Raw genomic sequence first — 15,337 nt, 5'->3', positions numbered from 1 at the left:
GTCAGGCGGCGGGCGGCAGCACCTCGTGCCCGTCATGCGGCGGGCGGCAGCACCTTGGCGATCAGTTTGGCCAGCTCGCGCAGCGCCTTGCCCCGGTGACTGATGGCGTCCTTCTCCGCCGGGGTCAGCTCGGCGTTGGTCCGGTCCTGTCCGTCGCCCAGGAAGATCGGGTCGTAGCCGAACCCGCCGTCACCGCGCGGCGCGCGCAGCACCCGCCCGGACTGCCGGCCGTCGACGAGGTGCTCCTTGCCGCCGGGCAGCACCAACGCCACGGTGCAGACGAACGAGGCGGCCCGCTGCTCGTCCGGGACGTCGGCGATCTGGTCCAGCACCAGCTGAAGGTTGGCCCGGTCGTCGCCGTGCTGGCCGGACCAGCGGGCGCTGAACACCCCCGGCATGCCGTTGAGCGCGTCGACCGCGAGCCCGGAGTCGTCGGCGATGGTCGGCAGCCCACTCTGCCGGCAGCCCTCCCGCGCCTTGATCAGCGCGTTCTCGCCGAAGGTCAGGCCGGTCTCCGGCAGCTCCGCGTACTGCTCGACGTCGTCCAGCCCGAGCAGGGCGATCCGGTGCGCGCCGAGCGCGCCGTCCAGGATCCGCTGTAGCTCGACCAGCTTCTTGCGGTTACGGGTGGCGAGCAGGACCTTGTTCATGCTGAGACACCTTTGTTCGCGACTGCGGGGCTCGCAAGCTTCCTCGCGCTCACGCGAGGGCCTTCCGCTGGGCTTCGGCCAACTCGGCGCAGCCGGCGACGGCCAGGTCGAGCAGGGCGTCGAGCTGGTCGCGGGCGAACACGCCCGCCTCGCCGGTGCCCTGCACCTCGACGAAGTCGCCCGCGCCGGTGCACACCACGTTCATGTCCACCTCGGCGGCGACGTCCTCCTCGTAGCAGAGGTCGAGCCGGGCCTCCCCGGCGATGACCCCCACGCTGACCGCGGCCACCGAGCGGTGCATCACCTTCTCCGGCTTGCCGGCCAACGACTTGCGGGCGGCAAGCCAGCCCACCGCGTCGTGCAAGGCGACGTACGCGCCGGTGATCGCGGCGGTGCGGGTGCCGCCGTCGGCCTGGAGCACGTCGCAGTCGAGCACTATCGAGTTCTCGCCGAGCGCCTTGAGGTCGATGCTGGCCCGCAGACTACGGCCGATCAACCGGGAGATCTCGTGGGTACGGCCACCGACCCGACCCTTGACGCTCTCCCGGTCCGAGCGGGTGTTGGTGGCCCGGGGCAGCATCGCGTACTCGGCGGTCACCCAGCCGAGCCCGGAGCCCTTGCGCCAGCGGGGCACCCCCTCGGTGACGCTCGCCGTGCAGAGCACCCGGGTGCCGCCGAACTCGACGAGCACCGAGCCCTCCGGATGGGTGCTCCAGCCACGGGTCACTGTCACCGGTCGAAGTTGAGAGGGCCCTCGCCCGTCAGGTCGCACCATGCCTGCACCCTATGCGGTGCGGCGATCCACCTCGCTCGCGGTGCCCCGGGGAACGTCCGCGCCGTGCACACCGAGGAACCCGGCGACCGCCGCCGGGCCTCGCGAACCGGGCGTGCTGCGTCAGACGTCGTAGCTGGCGCCGGGCCGGACCACCTCGAGGGGCCCGGTGTACGCGGAAGCGGCCGACTCCAACGTGTGCGCCTCGCTGCCCCAGGCGGGCACCAGGTGGGTGAGCAGCAGCCGACCCACAGCGGCCTTGGTCGCCGCCTCGCCGGCCTCCCGACCGGTCAGGTGCAGATCCGGCGGATTGTCCATGCCGTCGAGGTAACTGGCCTCGCAGAGGAACACGTCGGCGTTCTGGGCCAACCGCAGCAGCGCCTCACAGGGCGCGGTGTCCGACGAGTAGCACAGCGAACGGCCGTCGTGCTCCAGCCGCACACCGTACGTCTCGACCGGGTGGTTGACCCGGTCGACGGTGACGGCGAACGGGCCGATCGGGAAGGTGCCCGGCTGGAGCGCGTAGAACTGGTACACGTCCTCCACCGAACCGTCGTCGCCGTAGGCGGCGCTGAGTCGGTCCGGCGCGCCGGCGGGCGCGTACACCGGCAGCGCCGGGTAGGGGCCGTCCGGGGCGTACCGGCGCACCACCACGTACAGCACGGCGTCGAACATGTGGTCGCAGTGCAGGTGGGTCAGCAGGATGGCGTCCGGGGCGTGCAGTCCCGCGTACCGCTGGAGGCTGGACAGCGACCCCGAGCCGAAGTCGACGAGGAGCCGGAAGCCGTCGGCCTCGACGAGGTAGGCCGAGCAGGGCGACTCGGGGCCAGGGAAACTGCCGGCGCTTCCCAGAACGGTCAGTCGCATCGAGTGGTCTCGCTGTCACTATCAGTAGCACCCGCGCCGGTGATGGTCCCGGCCATGATCTCTACCGACGCGTACGCCACGCTGCGCAGCCTACGCTGGCGCACCCGGCAGCAAGAATCATCCAACGGAAGTTGTCACGAACGTGACACCCGCTCGCGGTACGTCGGGATGCGTACGGGCCGTCGACGAATGTCGACGGCCCGTAGTCGGCAGATCAGATCGGTCAGGCCCAGAGCTGCCCCTCCAGGGCGTCCTCGGCATCGGCGAGTGTGCCGCCGTACGCGCCGGTGGACAGGTACTTCCACCCACCGTCGCAGACCACGAAGGCCACATCGGCCCGCCGGCCGTCGCGCACCGCCTCGTGCGCCACCGCCAGCGCGGCGTGCAGGATCGCACCGGTGGAGAACCCGGCGAAGATGCCCTCCACCTCCACGAGCTGGCGGGTACGCAGCACCGCGTCCCGGGTGCCGACCGAGAACCGCCGGGAGAGCACCGAGGCGTCGTAGAGCTCCGGAACGTACCCCTCGTCGATGTTGCGCAGGCCGTAGACCAACTCGCCGTAGCGCGGCTCGGCGGCCACGATCTGAATGCCCTCGACCTTTTCCCGCAGGTAACGCCCGGTGCCCATCAGGGTGCCGGTGGTGCCCAGCCCCGCCACGAAGTCCGTGATGCTGGGCAGGTCGTGCAGCAGCTCCGGCCCGGTCGTCTCGTAGTGCGCCCGCGCGTTGGCCTCGTTGCCGTACTGGTAGAGCATCACCCAGTCGGGGTGCTCGACGGCGATCTGCTTCGCCGTGGCGACCGCCTGGTTGGAACCCCCCGCCGCCGGCGAGAAGATGATCTCGGCCCCGTACATCCGGAGCAGCTGCACCCGCTCGGTGGAGACGTTCTCCGGCATCACACAGACCAGCCGGTAGCCGCGCAGCTTCGCCACCATGGCCAACGAGATGCCGGTGTTGCCACTCGTCGGCTCGAGGATGGTGTCACCCGTGCGGAGCCGGCCAGCCTCCTCCGCCGCCCGGACCATGAACAGCGCCGCGCGGTCCTTGATGCTGCCGGTGGGGTTACGGTCCTCCAGCTTGGCCCAGAGCCGCACCGGAGGGGCCCCCTCGGGCACCGTCGGGGAGAGTCGGGGCAGGCCGACCAGCGGCGTACCCCCGCAGGCGTCGAGCAGGCTGTCGTACCGCGCCATGGCGGCCGACCTCAGCGAGCCGCGACGGCGTCGCGGCTCACCGCGGCGGCGACACTCGGCGAGCTGATGCTGTGCGAGCTGATCGCCGCTGCGGCGGCACTGTGCGAGCTGATCGCCGCTGCGGCGGCGAAGCCGAACGCGCCGCCGGCAACCGCCGGCAGGATGGTGACGCTGTCGCCGTCGGAGAGCTTCGCGTCGAGCGCGCCGAGGAAGCGGACGTCCTCGTCGTTGACGTAGACGTTGACGAAGCGGTGCAGCGTGCCCGCGTCGGTGATCAGACGGCCGCGCAGACCGCCGTGCCGGGAATCCAGGTCGGTGAGCAGATCGGCGAGCGTGTCGCCGGAGCCGTCGACGACCTTGGCGCCGCCGGTGTAGCTGCGCAGGATGGTGGGGATGCGAACCTCAATGGCCATGATGTGGAACTCCTCGATCGGGTGTGCCTACGGTGACGGGACGAGACGGTTGCGGCGCTGACAGGTCAGCGGCCGGAACACTCGTAATCGACCGTCGCCGGGCTCTGCCCGAACATGTAGGACTGGACGGCGTGCGGGTCGACACCGGCCTCCACGACACGGACCGGCTCCTCGGTGATCACGCCGTCGACGATCCGGAACGACCGGATCTCCTCCGAGTCGGGCTCACGGGTCGAGACGAGCAGGTAGTGCGCCCCCGGCTCACCGGCGAAGGAGACGTCCGTCCGCGACGGGTACGCCTCGGTGGCGGTGTGCGAGTGGTAGATGACGACGGGCTCCTCGTCCCGGTCGTCCATCTCCCGCCACACGCGCAGGTGCTCCATCGAGTCGAACTCGTAGAACGTCATCGACCTCGCGGCATTGTCCATCGGGATGTGCCGGGTCGGGGTGTCGCTGCCGACGGGACCGGCGACCACGCCGCACGCCTCGTCAGGGTGATCCCGGCGCGCGTGGGCGACGATCGCGTCAATGATCGACCGGTCGATGCTCAGCACGTGCACCAGCCTAACGCCTGCCGGGCACGGGCCGAAGTGGCGCCGGTCACCCCTAGTCGATCAAGGCGTTGAGCAGCGACTCCTGTAGATATCCGAGATAGGCGTAGACCGAAAGCTGGAACACCCGGCTGGAACCCGGGTCCTCAGCGACCGCGTCGTCCAACTCCTCGCCCAGATCCGTGCCGTCCTTGATCTCCAGGCGGACGCCCATCGCGAGCCGGGCGTCGTTCAGTGCCCGCAACCACGCCTCGGCGGCCTCGGCGTCCAGCCGCACCTCGCCACCGGCGTCGTCCGGCAACGCGGCCAGGATCGCCCCCGCCTGATCGATCTTCGCGGTCTTCAGGTCGCCCTCGGTGTAGCGGCGAAACTCGGCGGTGCCCGGAGCGTCCTGTGGGTAGACCGCCGGAAAGAGCCGACCGACGACCGGGTCGGTGTGGTCGAAGCCATCGGTGAGCAGACCCACCACCTCGGAGGCGACCTTGCGCAGCACCCGCACCTCGTCGACGGCGAAGACTGCGACGTAGTGACCGGCCTGGCGATGGAACATGCTCATGATCTGTCCACCGTCGCCCACAGCCCGTACGCGTGCAGCTGCGACGCGTCGTGCTCCATCCGTTCGCGGGCACCGGTGGAGACCACGGCACGACCCTTGTGGTGCACGTCCAGCATCAGCTGTTCGGCCCTCTCCCGGCTGTAGCCGAAAAGCTTCTGGAAGACCCAGGTCACGTACGTCATCAGATTGACCGGGTCGTCCCACACGATCGTCACCCACTGCCGGTCGGACGCCGGCACCTCGTCAGTGTCCGGCGTCTCGACCGGTGCAACCTGCGGAGCCGCCATGCCCCCCATCGTGCCACCGGTTTCCCGGAACCGAGGAACCGGAACGCCGGCCCGGCGCGGATCACCCACCCCGGGCCCTCCCGACCCGCCCCGGCCGCCATCGGAGGTGGGGTCCGGCCCGGACCCGGACCAACCGGTGGGCGCGCCGTCAGGCGAGCAGAATGCCGTGATCGACTGCATCGGAGAGCACCACGCCCAGCGAGAGGCGGATCACCTCGAACCGTCGGGAGATCTCCCTGGACAACCCCAACTCGACCTCGCGCACCGCCCGCTGGGACCAGGCCCGCGCCGCGCTGTGGTCGCCGTTGCCGGGCGTACGCCACTGCTGCCAGCATCCGCCGGAGAGCGCCACCGCAATGGGCGGGAGCACCTCGTCCCGGGACGCCACCGGATAGCTGGCGGCGGCGTCGATCGCCTCCAGGCCGGTCAACTCGGCCACGCCGGCCGTGCTGGTGATCAACAACACCTTGTCCAGTTCGTGGCCGGGCCGGTGATCGGCCAGGCCGTACTGCACCGCGGCGGCGATCCGGCGGCGCACGCCTTCGGCCGGCGGCGCGCCGAGCACCTGGGACGCGACGTCGGTCATGATGCCGCGCACCGCCTGATCGCACTGCGCGGTGGCCAACAACGACAACGCCGCCATCTCCCGGTCGAGGAGATCCGGTAGGCCGGCACAGCCGACTCCGAACACGATCTCCTGAACGGCCCGAAGGTGGATGTTCGCCAACTCCAGGGCGAGGTGCTGGCGGATCCGCTGAGCACACGAGCGGGTGTGGCGGTCGAGCCGCTCGGACCAGTCACCCGGATCGGCGGCCACGGCGACGCGGCCCTGCTGACCCGGCAGGACCGGTGGATCGACGCTGGCCCGCTGCAACCCCTCACGCGACGCCCAACCCACCAGCGCCCGCCGCAGGTCGGCGGCGGTGTCGGCGCCGTCGACCGGGAACCACCGCGCGCCGGCCAGCGCCGGCACCGCGGCCAGGAGTGCCGCCCGATGTGCCTCCACCGTCACCGCGACCGCGTCCACCTCGGTCTCCGCGCCCCCGACCGGCGGGACGGACGCCCCCGCGCCCTCCGTAGTCGCCGTGCCGTCGGCCAGCGGAGCCCACCCCGCCGCGCCGGGGGTGACCGCGAAGACGACCTCCACCGAGGTTGGGGCGACTTCGGCGAGCAGGTTCAACTCGGCGGCGGTGAAGGCCTGATCGGCGGCGATCACGAAGAGCAGCGCGCCGGCTCGGCCCGCCGCTTCGAGCAGCACCCGGGTGCCGGACACGCCGAGGGTGGCGGTGTCCGGAACGTCGACGAGGGTGAAGTGCCGCAACAGCGGCTGGGGCACGCTCAGCTCGACCCGCCGGGGCGGGCGGGCCAACGCCGGACCGGCGGCGTCCCGGTCCGCGCCGTACGAGTGCGGCTGGCGGTAACCGGGCACGAACGCCGCGCGGGTGGGCACCTTGGCGTCGCGCACCACCAACCAGCTGCCCGCCGGCACTGTGAGCATGACCGGGTCGAGCTCGAGCAGGGTGGCGAGCACGGCACGCCGCTCGGCACCGGCCGGACCGACGGCGACCACACCGAGCGGCTCGTCCGGGGCGGCGCCGGACACGCCGACCCGGGTGGGGAGAGGGCCGCAGATGGGTAGGTCGGTTGGGCCGGTCATGTCGTCCGGCGAGTCGACCGAGGGGAGAGGGCCCTGCTTCATCAGGTGCCTCCCGTTGCAGGTGACCGTGGGTCCGGTCGCGAAAATTCCGGTGCGTCAACCCGGATGTTCCGAAGACTACGGGCGGGCTGGCGACCGGGCGGAACACCTCGAATACTCACGGGTAATTGTGCGAATACTCAACTTCGCACCGTGACGGTGCGGGCGCGGACGGATTCCGGTCGATATGCTGCGCGAATGAGTCGATGGGAGTTCGTCGGCCGCACGGGTGAGCTCAACCGCCTGCTGGAGGCGGTGACCGGTGAGGCCGGCCGCGGGCTCTTCTTCAGCGGCAGCGCTGGCATCGGCAAGAGTCGGCTGCTGCGCGAGGGCGTGGGCGCGTTGCCCACCGACCGGTTCGCGATCTGGTCCATTGCCGCCAGCGCCACCACCGCGGCGCTGCCGTTCGGAGGGCTGGTCCAGGTCCTCCCCGCCGAGCAGCCCCAGGGCCTCTCCCCCGCCGGCATCCTGCGCTGGGCGCTCAACGTGCTGCAACAGCAGGCGGCCGGCCGACGGATCGTGCTCGCCATCGACGATGCCCACCTGCTCGATCCCCCCTCGGCCGCACTTGTGCACCTGGTCGCCCGCGCCGAGAACGCCACAGTGGTCGGCACCCTGCGCGACGGCGAGCAGATCCCGCTGCCGATCCGCGCACTCTGGACCGACGACCTGGTCGAGCACGTCGAGCTGACCCCGATGCCGCAGGAGGAGACCACCGACCTGCTGGCGGCGATCCTGGGCGGCCCGGTCGACGCCGGCTCCGCCGACCGGCTCGGCCGGCTGTCGGCCGGCAACCCGCTGCTGCTGCGCGAGCTGGTGCACGCCGCCAACGGCAGCGCCGAGTTGAAGCGCACGTACGGGATCTGGAAGTGGACCGGGCGACTGGAACTGGCGCCCAACCTGACCGACCTCATCGACACCCGGGTCGGCAAGCTCACCGACGGCGTCCGCGCAGTGGTCGAGCTGGTCGCGTTCGGCGAACCACTGGGCCTGCACCTCCTGAGGCAGGCCGCCGAGCAGTCGGACGTGGAGACCGCCGAGGAACGCGGGCTGATCACCGTCATTCAGCACGACCGCCGCACCAACGTCCGGCTGGCGCACCCGCTCTACGGCGAGGTGATGCGCCGCCGCTGCCCGGTCAGCCGCACCCGCCGACTTCAGGCACACCTCGCCGAGCTGCTTGAGCAGGTCGGCAAACGCCGACGCGACGACCTGTTGCGGGTGGCCGTCTGGCGACTCGACTCGGGCACCGCACAGGATCCGGCTCTGCTGCTGGACGCAGCAGTACAGGCGTTCACCCGCTACGACGTGCCGCTGGCGACCCGCCTGGCGCGGGCCGCACTGAACGCCGACGGCGGCTACGACGCGGCGGAGCTGCTGGCCACCATCCTGATGTTCGCCGACCGGCCCGACGAGGCGATCGACGTCCTCGACGCGGTCACCCCCGAGCCCGGCGACGAGCGGCGGCTCTGCCGCTGGCTGACCGTACGCGGCATGGTCAGCTACTGGGGGCTGAGCCAGGAGTCCACCGTGGAGGAGATCGCAAGCCGGGTCGAGCAGCTCAGCGACTCCGCCGACCGCTCCCGGGTGCACGCCTTCGAGGCGATCATGCGCCTGCACCGACTGGACACGACCACCGCGGTGCAGCTCAGCCGACGGGTACTGGACCGGCCGGCGGCCGGCGTCGCCGCCCGCGAGCTGGCCCGTTCCACCATCGCGTACGTTCAGGCCGCGCAGGGCGAGCTGACCCGCAGCGGTACGGCGATCGCCCAGGTGCACTCGGCCGCGGCGAACTGGCGCACCGACATGCCGTACCTCCAGTTGGCCCTGGAGCTGGCCCGAGGCACCCGGCTCATGCTCACCGGCGACCTGGCCGGGATCGACGCGATCGTGGCCGACGAGTTCGCCGACCTCGCCGGAGCCGGCGACTTCCGCCTCGGCACCGGCTACCTGGCCATCCTCCAGGCGTACGCGGCCCGGCTGCGCGGGCAGAGCGACGCGGCCCTGCGGACCTCCCTGGGTGCCTGCGCGGTGCTGGCCACGAGTCGGGTCTACGCCGGTCTGGCTCAGGCCGAACGCGCCCAGGCGGCGGCGCTGCGCGGTGACGCCGCGCAGGCGGTTTCGGCGATGGCCGAAGCCGACCGCACCCACTCGCCGGGCATGGCGGTGCTCTACCCGTGGCTGGAGCAGGCCCGGGGCGCGACGCTCGCCGCCTCGGGCGACCTGCCGGGCGCTGTCAAACACCTCGCTGACCTGGTGGACCGGCTGCGCTCGGACGGCTTCGCCGGGCACGAGGTGCATGTCCTGCACGACCTCGTCCGACTCGACCAGGCGGGCATGGCGGTCGGCCCCACCTGCTCCGACGGAGGTCGGCGCACCGTCGCGCAGCGCCTCGCCGAGCTCTCCGAGCGGGTCGACGGGGTGCTCCCGCCGCTGCTGGCCCGACACGCCCGCGCCGCGGTGACCGATTCCCCCACCGATCTGCTCGCGGTCGCCGACGACTATGCCGCCCTGGAGTTGACCGTGTACGCCGCCGAGGCCACCTCCCAGGCCGTCCAGCGGCTGCGCCGGCAGCATTCGGCTGCCGCCAACGACGCCCGGGAGCGCCTCGCCGGGTTGCTCGGGCGCTGTGACCTGATCCGGACGCCGGCGCTCCAGGCGGGCGCGCCCGTGCTCACCGAGCGGGAGTGGCAGGTGGCGCGCCTCGCCGCGCACGGCGCTCCCAGCCGGGCCATCGCCGAACGGCTCTACCTCTCGGCGCGCACCGTGGAGAACCACCTCCAGCGGATCTACGCCAAGCTCGGCGTCACCGGCCGGGCCGAGCTGTGGGCGGCGTTACGCTCGATCCCGGGCCACGACGGCGGCGACCCGAGCTGAACCTTAGGCTGGGGCGGTGAGCAACCACCGCCCCGCGCTCCTGACCGACCACTACGAGCTGACCATGGTCAGCGCGGCACTGAAGGACGGCACCGCCGACCGCCGGTGTGTCTTCGAGGTGTTCAGCCGCCGGCTGCCCAGCGGCCGCCGGTACGGCGTGGTCGCCGGGACGGCCCGGCTGATCGAGCTGATCCGCGACTTCCGGTTCGACCCCGCCGAGGTCGAGTTCCTGCTGCGGACCGGGGTGGTCGACGAGACGGCGGCGGCGTGGCTCACCGACTACCGCTTCACCGGCGACATCGACGGGTACGCCGAGGGTGAGCTGTTCTTCCCCGGTTCACCGATCCTCACCGTCTCCGGCGGCTTCGTCGAATGTGTGGTGCTGGAGACGCTGGCGCTGTCCGTGCTCAACCACGATTGCGCGGTGGCCGCCGCAGCGGCCCGGATGGTGACCGCGGCGCGGGGCCGGACGCTGATCGAGATGGGGTCGCGTCGGGCACACGAGGAGGCGGCGGTGGCCGCGGCGCGGGCCGCGTACCTGGCCGGGTTCCGGTTCACGTCCAACCTCGCCGCCGGCGCGCGTTACGGCATCCCGACGGCGGGCACGGCGGCGCACGCGTTCACCCTGCTGCACGACGACGAGCGGGCGGCGTTCGCCTCGCAGGTCGCCACGCTGGGCAAGGACACCACCCTGCTGGTCGACACGTACGACATCAGCCAGGGCATCCGCAACGCCATCTCGGTGGCCGGGCCGGACCTGCGGGCGGTACGGATCGACTCCGGCGACCTCGCGGTGATCGCTCAGCAGTCCCGGGAGTTGCTCGACTCGCTGGGTGCCACCGAGACCAAGATCATCGTTTCCGGTGACCTGGACGAGTACGCGATCGCCGCGCTGGCCGCCGAACCGGTGGACATGTACGGCGCCGGCACGGCCGTGGTCACCGGCTCCGGGGCACCGACCGCCGGGCTGGTCTACAAACTGGTCGAGGTCGAGGGACGGCCGGTGGTGAAGCGCTCCGAGCACAAGGCCACCATCGGCGGCCGGAAGGTCGCGGTCCGTCGGCACAAGCCGACCGGCACCGCCACCGAGGAGGTCATCGTCCCGCAGGGCGTTCCCGACCGGCAGCCCAACGACCGCCTGCTCCAGCAGTCGTACGTGGTCGCCGGTGAGTCGGTGCCGCTGCCCACCCTCGACGAGTCACGGGAGCACCTGCGGGAGTGCCTGATCTCCATCCCGTGGGAGGGACTGAAGCTGTCTGTGGGCGATCCGGCAGTGCCGGTCACCGTCGTACCCGCTGCCTGAGTCATCCCCGAGCGCCACCGACCGACCGTGCGGAGAGAGGAACCCCCCCGATGGCCAACGCGCTGATCATCGTGGATGTGCAGAACGACTTCTGCGAGGGCGGCTCGCTGGCCGTCGCCGGCGGCGCAGGGGTGGCCGCCGGCATCTCCCGGTTACTCGCCGCCGAGCCGGACCGGTGGACGCACGTGGTCGCCACCAAGGACTACCACGTCGACCCGGGTGCCCACTTCGGCGATCCGCCGGATTTCGTGGAGTCCTGGCCCCGGCACTGTGTGGTAGGCACCACCGGTTCGGAGTTCCACCCGGAACTGGACACCGCCCGGGTCGAGGCGATCTTCCACAAGGGCGAGCACGCGGCGGCGTACTCCGGATTCGAGGGGCATGCCGACGACGGCGAGTGCCTGGCCGACTGGCTGCGCCGGCGCGACGTGGACCGGGTCGACGTGGTCGGCATCGCCACGGACCACTGCGTCCGGGCGACCGCGCTGGACGCCGCCCGGGAGGGTTTCGCCACCACCGTGCTGCTGGAGTTGACCGCCGCCGTCGCCCCGGCGACCACCGACGTGGCCCTGCGCGCGATGGAAGGCGCCGGGGTGATCCTGCACGGCCAGCCTGTGATCAGGGCCGCATGAGGCGCTAATTGGTTGGCCAACGGGCCGCCGCCGGTCGAGGATGTCGCCGGAGGTACGGACCCACGTGAACATGAAGCCTTACCGGCGGGCGCTCGCTCTGCCCGGCCTGCGGTCGCTGCTGGTGGTCGCCGTCCTCGCCCGCATCCCGCTCACCGCGACCGGGGTGACGCTGACCTTCCACGTGGTGCTCGACCTCGATCGGGGCTACGGGGCTGCCGGCCTGGTGGGTGCGGCGGTCACCGTGGGCGCGGCGATCGGCGGGCCGCTGCTCGGCCGACTCGTGGACCGGCGTGGACTGCGCCCGGTCCTGGTGCTCACCGCCATCGCTGAGGCGATCTTCTGGTCCACCGCGCCGACGCTGGCGTACCCCGTGCTCCTGCCGGCCGCCTTCGTGGCCGGCTCGCTGGCCCTGCCCATCTTCTCCGTGGTCCGTCAGTCGATCGCCGCGCTGGTCCCGGAGGAGCAACGCCGCCCGGCCTACGCACTGGACTCGATGTCGGTGGAGCTGTCCTTCATGATCGGCCCGGCGCTGGCGGTGGCCCTGGTCACCGCGATCTCCGCGCAGACCACCATGTATCTGGTCGGTGGCGGCATCGTCGCCGCCGGGATCGCCCTGTGGGTGGTCAACCCACCGATCCGGGAGGCCACCGAGCCCACCGGCCCCCAACGCCGGGTGCCGCGCCGGGAGTGGCTGACCCCCCGACTGCTCGCCGTCCTGGCACTCAGCGCCGCGGCGACCCTGGTGCTCGGCGGCACCGACGTGGCGGTGGTCGCCGTTCTGCGGGCCAGCGGCGAGGTCGGGTGGACCGGCGCGGTCCTGGCCATCTGGGCGGTCGCCTCGCTGGCCGGCGGTTTCGCGTACGGGGCAGTGCACCGCTCGTTCTCCCCGCTGGTACTGACCGCCGCGCTGGCCCTGTGCACCATTCCGGTGGGGCTGGGCGGTGCGCACTGGTGGCTGCTGTGCCTGGCGCTGATCCCCGCCGGCGCGCTGTGCGCGCCGACCATCGCGGCCGGCTCGGACGCGGTCAGCCGCCTGGTTCCGGCCGAGGTACGCGGTGAGGCGATGGGTCTGCACGGTTCCGCGGTCACCGTCGGCATCGCGGTCGGCGCCCCGCTCGCCGGCGCGGTGATCGACGCCAGCGCGCCACTCTGGGGCTTCGTGGTAACCGGTGCGCTCGGCGCGCTGGTCACCCTGGTGGTGCTCCCGATCGAGCTGCGCCGCCGCCGCATCGCCGAAGCGGCCACCCCGCCGCCCGCCGAGGCCGATCTCACCTCCGCCGCCCACTGACGACCCCGCCGGCGTCAGCGAAGCTGAAGCTCGGCGTCCCCAACCGGTCCCTCGCTGCGCTGTCCAACGCGGCCGTGGAGCCGCGTCGAAACGGCCTGCGTGCTGCTCTGGCGGACCGACGCAGCGCCCACGCTGGTAGGCGATCCACCTCGACCGCCCGACAGACGGCACACATGCTCACGGCAGATATACCTGTGAGGCATATTTATGACTCACAGGTATATCGCTCATCAGCACTACCGTCACCTGGAGATCCGGCCACGCAGGTGCGACGCAGGTGCGACGCGGCCCGCCGGACCAGACGGAGCCAAGCGGACCCAGATGGCGACGGGCGCCGCTCCCGGTGTCCCGGGGGCGGCGCCCGTCGTACTGCTGAGCTTGAGCGTCAGTGCCGGTCGGCGTCGCTCGCGGTGTCCTCGCGGTAGCTGGCTCCGCCGTCCGACTCGCTGGTGAGCGGCTTGGCGCCACCCTCCGGCGGGCCGGCCAGGCTCTGGCCACCGGCCGCCAACTCCGGGAACTTCGCGTCGAACGCCGGCCGCTCGGAGCGGATCCGGGGCATCCGGTCGAAGTTGCGCAGCGGCGGCGGGCTGCTGGTCGCCCACTCCAGCGAGTTGCCGTGACCCCAGGGGTCGTTCACCTCGACCACCGGGCCGGTCTTGTACGACTTCCAGCAGTTGTAGATGAACGGCAGCGTGGAGATACCGGTGATGAACGCGCCGATCGTGGAGATCGTGTTCAGCGTGGTGAAGCCGTCGCTGGGCAGGTAGTCGGCGTACCGACGGGGCATGCCCTCGTTGCCGAGCCAGTGCTGCACCAGGAACGTGGTGTGGAAACCGATCATGGTGAGCCAGAAGTGCACCTTGCCCAGGCGCTCGTCGAGCATCCGGCCGAACATCTTCGGGAACCAGAAGTAGATGCCCGCGAAGACCGCGAACACGATGGTGCCGAAGAGCACGTAGTGGAAGTGCGCCACCACGAAGTACGAGTCCGACACGTGGAAGTCGATCGGCGGGCTGGCCAGCAGCACACCGGTGAGACCACCGAAGAGGAAGGTGACCAGGAAGCCGACCGCCCAGAGCATGGGCGTCTCGAAGCTGATCTGGCCCCGCCACATGGTGCCGATCCAGTTGAAGAACTTCATACCGGTCGGCACGGCGATCAGGTAGCTCAGGAAGCTGAAGAACGGCAGCAGCACCTGGCCGGTGGCGAACATGTGGTGCGCCCAGACGCTCATGGAGAGCGCGGCGATCGCGACGGTCGCGGCGACCAGACCCTTGTAGCCGAAGATCGGCTTGCGGGAGAAGACCGGGATGACCTCGCTGATGATGCCGAAGAACGGCAACGCCACGATGTAGACCTCGGGGTGCCCGAAGAACCAGAACAGGTGCTGCCAGAGCATCGGCCCACCGGTTGCCGGGTCGTACACGTGCGCGCCGAGGATGCGGTCCGCGGCGAGCGCGAAGAGCGCGGCGGCCAGCAGCGGGAAGACCAGGATCACCAGGAGGCTGGTGACCAGGATGTTCCACGTGAAGATCGGCATCCGGAACATGGTCATGCCGGGCGCGCGCAGGGTCAGCACCGTGGTGATCATGTTCACGGCGCCGAGGATGGTGCCCAGGCCGGAGATGGCCAGACCCATGATCCACATGTTGGCGCCGACGCCCGGCGAGTGCTCGACGCTGCTCAGCGGCGCGTACGCGAACCAGCCGAAGTCAGCGGCGCCACCCGGGGTGATGAATCCGGCGGTCGCCATCGTCCCGCCGAACAGGTACAGCCAGTAGGCGAAGCTGTTCAGTCGGGGGAAGGAAACGTCAGGCGCGCCGATCTGGATCGGCACGATGTAGTTCGCGAACGCGAACACGATCGGCGTCGCGAAGAACAGCAACATGATCGTGCCGTGCATCGTGAAGAGCTGGTTGTACTGCTCAGGCGACAGGAACTGCAGCCCGGGTCGGGCCAGCTCAGCACGCATGACCAGGGCCATCAGGCCACCGATCATGAAGAACACGAACGCGGTGACCATGTACATGATCCCGATTTGCTTCGCGTCCGTGGTTCGCAGCAGCCGCGCGATGGCCGACCCCTTGACCGGCTCCCGGACCGGCCAGGGCCGGGTCACGACCGGCTTGGGTGCGACGGTGGTCACGAGTGGCCTCCGGTTCTCGGTTGTCCCGCTCGGCACACGCTGGTTATCGGCGGGCCGTCATCCGCAAGGAGGATAGTCCCCGGCAGGTCGCAGCGCCGCGTGGGGTGGCG

General features: G+C 71.2%; 14 protein-coding genes. 4 read left to right on the top strand and 10 right to left on the bottom strand.

Annotation, left to right across the window (positions count from 1 at the left end):
* Positions 1 to 32: 32 nt before the first annotated feature.
* The 9 genes from rdgB to MED15_RS16500 form a co-directional block, all read right to left on the bottom strand.
* Positions 33 to 650 (bottom strand): RdgB/HAM1 family non-canonical purine NTP pyrophosphatase, encoded by a 618-nt coding sequence (gene rdgB / locus MED15_RS16540; protein ID WP_091393561.1) that lies wholly within the window; start codon positions 648 to 650, stop codon positions 33 to 35.
* A 49-nt stretch (positions 651 to 699) separates the two neighbouring features.
* Entirely contained in the window at positions 700 to 1,425 is a 726-nt protein-coding gene (rph, locus tag MED15_RS16535; protein WP_112736103.1) for a ribonuclease PH, read from the bottom strand.
* Positions 1,426 to 1,545: 120 nt separating this feature from the next.
* Positions 1,546 to 2,289, bottom strand: coding sequence for an MBL fold metallo-hydrolase (locus tag MED15_RS16530; RefSeq protein WP_030331266.1), 744 nt, complete (start codon positions 2,287 to 2,289; stop codon positions 1,546 to 1,548).
* A gap of 223 nt (positions 2,290 to 2,512) precedes the next feature.
* Positions 2,513 to 3,478: a PLP-dependent cysteine synthase family protein gene (locus MED15_RS16525; protein WP_112736101.1), complete on the bottom strand. Its 966-nt coding sequence runs from the start codon at positions 3,476 to 3,478 to the stop codon at positions 2,513 to 2,515.
* 11 nt (positions 3,479 to 3,489) lie between these two features.
* Entirely contained in the window at positions 3,490 to 3,891 is a 402-nt protein-coding gene (locus tag MED15_RS16520; protein WP_112736099.1) for a MoaD/ThiS family protein, read from the bottom strand.
* Positions 3,892 to 3,956: 65 nt separating this feature from the next.
* On the bottom strand, positions 3,957 to 4,445 hold the full coding sequence (locus MED15_RS16515; protein ID WP_112736296.1) for a M67 family metallopeptidase: 489 nt from the start codon (positions 4,443 to 4,445) through the stop codon (positions 3,957 to 3,959).
* Between the two features lie 52 nt (positions 4,446 to 4,497).
* On the bottom strand, positions 4,498 to 4,998 hold the full coding sequence (locus tag MED15_RS16510) for a DUF2017 domain-containing protein (RefSeq protein ID WP_091393575.1): 501 nt from the start codon (positions 4,996 to 4,998) through the stop codon (positions 4,498 to 4,500).
* Positions 4,995 to 5,285 (bottom strand): ATP-dependent Clp protease adapter ClpS, encoded by a 291-nt coding sequence (gene clpS / locus MED15_RS16505; protein WP_088946433.1) that lies wholly within the window; start codon positions 5,283 to 5,285, stop codon positions 4,995 to 4,997. The genes MED15_RS16510 and clpS overlap by 4 nt, the downstream gene beginning before the upstream one ends.
* 148 nt (positions 5,286 to 5,433) lie before the next feature.
* Positions 5,434 to 6,984, bottom strand: a complete 1,551-nt coding sequence (locus MED15_RS16500) for a P-loop NTPase family protein (RefSeq protein ID WP_112582232.1) — start codon at positions 6,982 to 6,984, stop codon at positions 5,434 to 5,436.
* Between the two features lie 195 nt (positions 6,985 to 7,179).
* Between MED15_RS16500 and MED15_RS16495 the strand changes: the two genes are divergently transcribed.
* From MED15_RS16495 to MED15_RS16480, 4 genes are read left to right on the top strand one after another with little or no spacing between them, the layout of a single operon-like run.
* The gene (locus MED15_RS16495) at positions 7,180 to 9,858 is read left to right on the top strand and encodes a LuxR C-terminal-related transcriptional regulator (protein ID WP_112736097.1); all 2,679 of its coding nucleotides are present in this window, start codon (positions 7,180 to 7,182) and stop codon (positions 9,856 to 9,858) included.
* A gap of 16 nt (positions 9,859 to 9,874) precedes the next feature.
* Positions 9,875 to 11,161: a nicotinate phosphoribosyltransferase gene (locus MED15_RS16490; protein ID WP_112736095.1), complete on the top strand. Its 1,287-nt coding sequence runs from the start codon at positions 9,875 to 9,877 to the stop codon at positions 11,159 to 11,161.
* A gap of 50 nt (positions 11,162 to 11,211) precedes the next feature.
* The gene (locus MED15_RS16485; protein WP_112736093.1) at positions 11,212 to 11,793 is read left to right on the top strand and encodes an isochorismatase family protein; all 582 of its coding nucleotides are present in this window, start codon (positions 11,212 to 11,214) and stop codon (positions 11,791 to 11,793) included.
* Positions 11,794 to 11,833: 40 nt separating this feature from the next.
* Entirely contained in the window at positions 11,834 to 13,081 is a 1,248-nt protein-coding gene (locus MED15_RS16480; RefSeq protein ID WP_112698732.1) for an MFS transporter, read from the top strand.
* 385 nt (positions 13,082 to 13,466) lie between these two features.
* On the opposite strand, the gene ctaD is transcribed toward MED15_RS16480, so the two are convergent.
* A complete protein-coding gene (gene ctaD, locus MED15_RS16475) occupies positions 13,467 to 15,227 on the bottom strand; it encodes an aa3-type cytochrome oxidase subunit I (protein WP_091393593.1) in 1,761 nt (586 codons plus the stop codon).
* Positions 15,228 to 15,337: the final 110 nt, after the last annotated feature.

Origin of the sequence: Micromonospora noduli, assembly GCF_003264475.1 — a bacterium.
Taxonomy (GTDB): Bacteria; Actinomycetota; Actinomycetes; order Mycobacteriales; family Micromonosporaceae; genus Micromonospora; species Micromonospora noduli.
This window is presented reverse-complemented; position numbering and strand designations above follow the sequence as displayed.

Coding starts and splice junctions, on each gene's coding strand:
- MED15_RS16480 (WP_112698732.1), top strand. CDS start 11,834: ATGTCGCCGGAGGTACGGACCCACGTGAACATGAAGCCTTACCGGCGG.
- rph (WP_112736103.1), bottom strand. CDS start 1,425: ATGGTGCGACCTGACGGGCGAGGGCCCTCTCAACTTCGACCGGTGACA.
- MED15_RS16500 (WP_112582232.1), bottom strand. CDS start 6,984: ATGAAGCAGGGCCCTCTCCCCTCGGTCGACTCGCCGGACGACATGACC.
- MED15_RS16510 (WP_091393575.1), bottom strand. CDS start 4,998: ATGAGCATGTTCCATCGCCAGGCCGGTCACTACGTCGCAGTCTTCGCC.
- MED15_RS16530 (WP_030331266.1), bottom strand. CDS start 2,289: ATGCGACTGACCGTTCTGGGAAGCGCCGGCAGTTTCCCTGGCCCCGAG.
- MED15_RS16525 (WP_112736101.1), bottom strand. CDS start 3,478: ATGGCGCGGTACGACAGCCTGCTCGACGCCTGCGGGGGTACGCCGCTG.
- clpS (WP_088946433.1), bottom strand. CDS start 5,285: ATGGCGGCTCCGCAGGTTGCACCGGTCGAGACGCCGGACACTGACGAG.
- MED15_RS16485 (WP_112736093.1), top strand. CDS start 11,212: ATGGCCAACGCGCTGATCATCGTGGATGTGCAGAACGACTTCTGCGAG.
- rdgB (WP_091393561.1), bottom strand. CDS start 650: ATGAACAAGGTCCTGCTCGCCACCCGTAACCGCAAGAAGCTGGTCGAG.
- MED15_RS16520 (WP_112736099.1), bottom strand. CDS start 3,891: ATGGCCATTGAGGTTCGCATCCCCACCATCCTGCGCAGCTACACCGGC.
- MED15_RS16495 (WP_112736097.1), top strand. CDS start 7,180: ATGAGTCGATGGGAGTTCGTCGGCCGCACGGGTGAGCTCAACCGCCTG.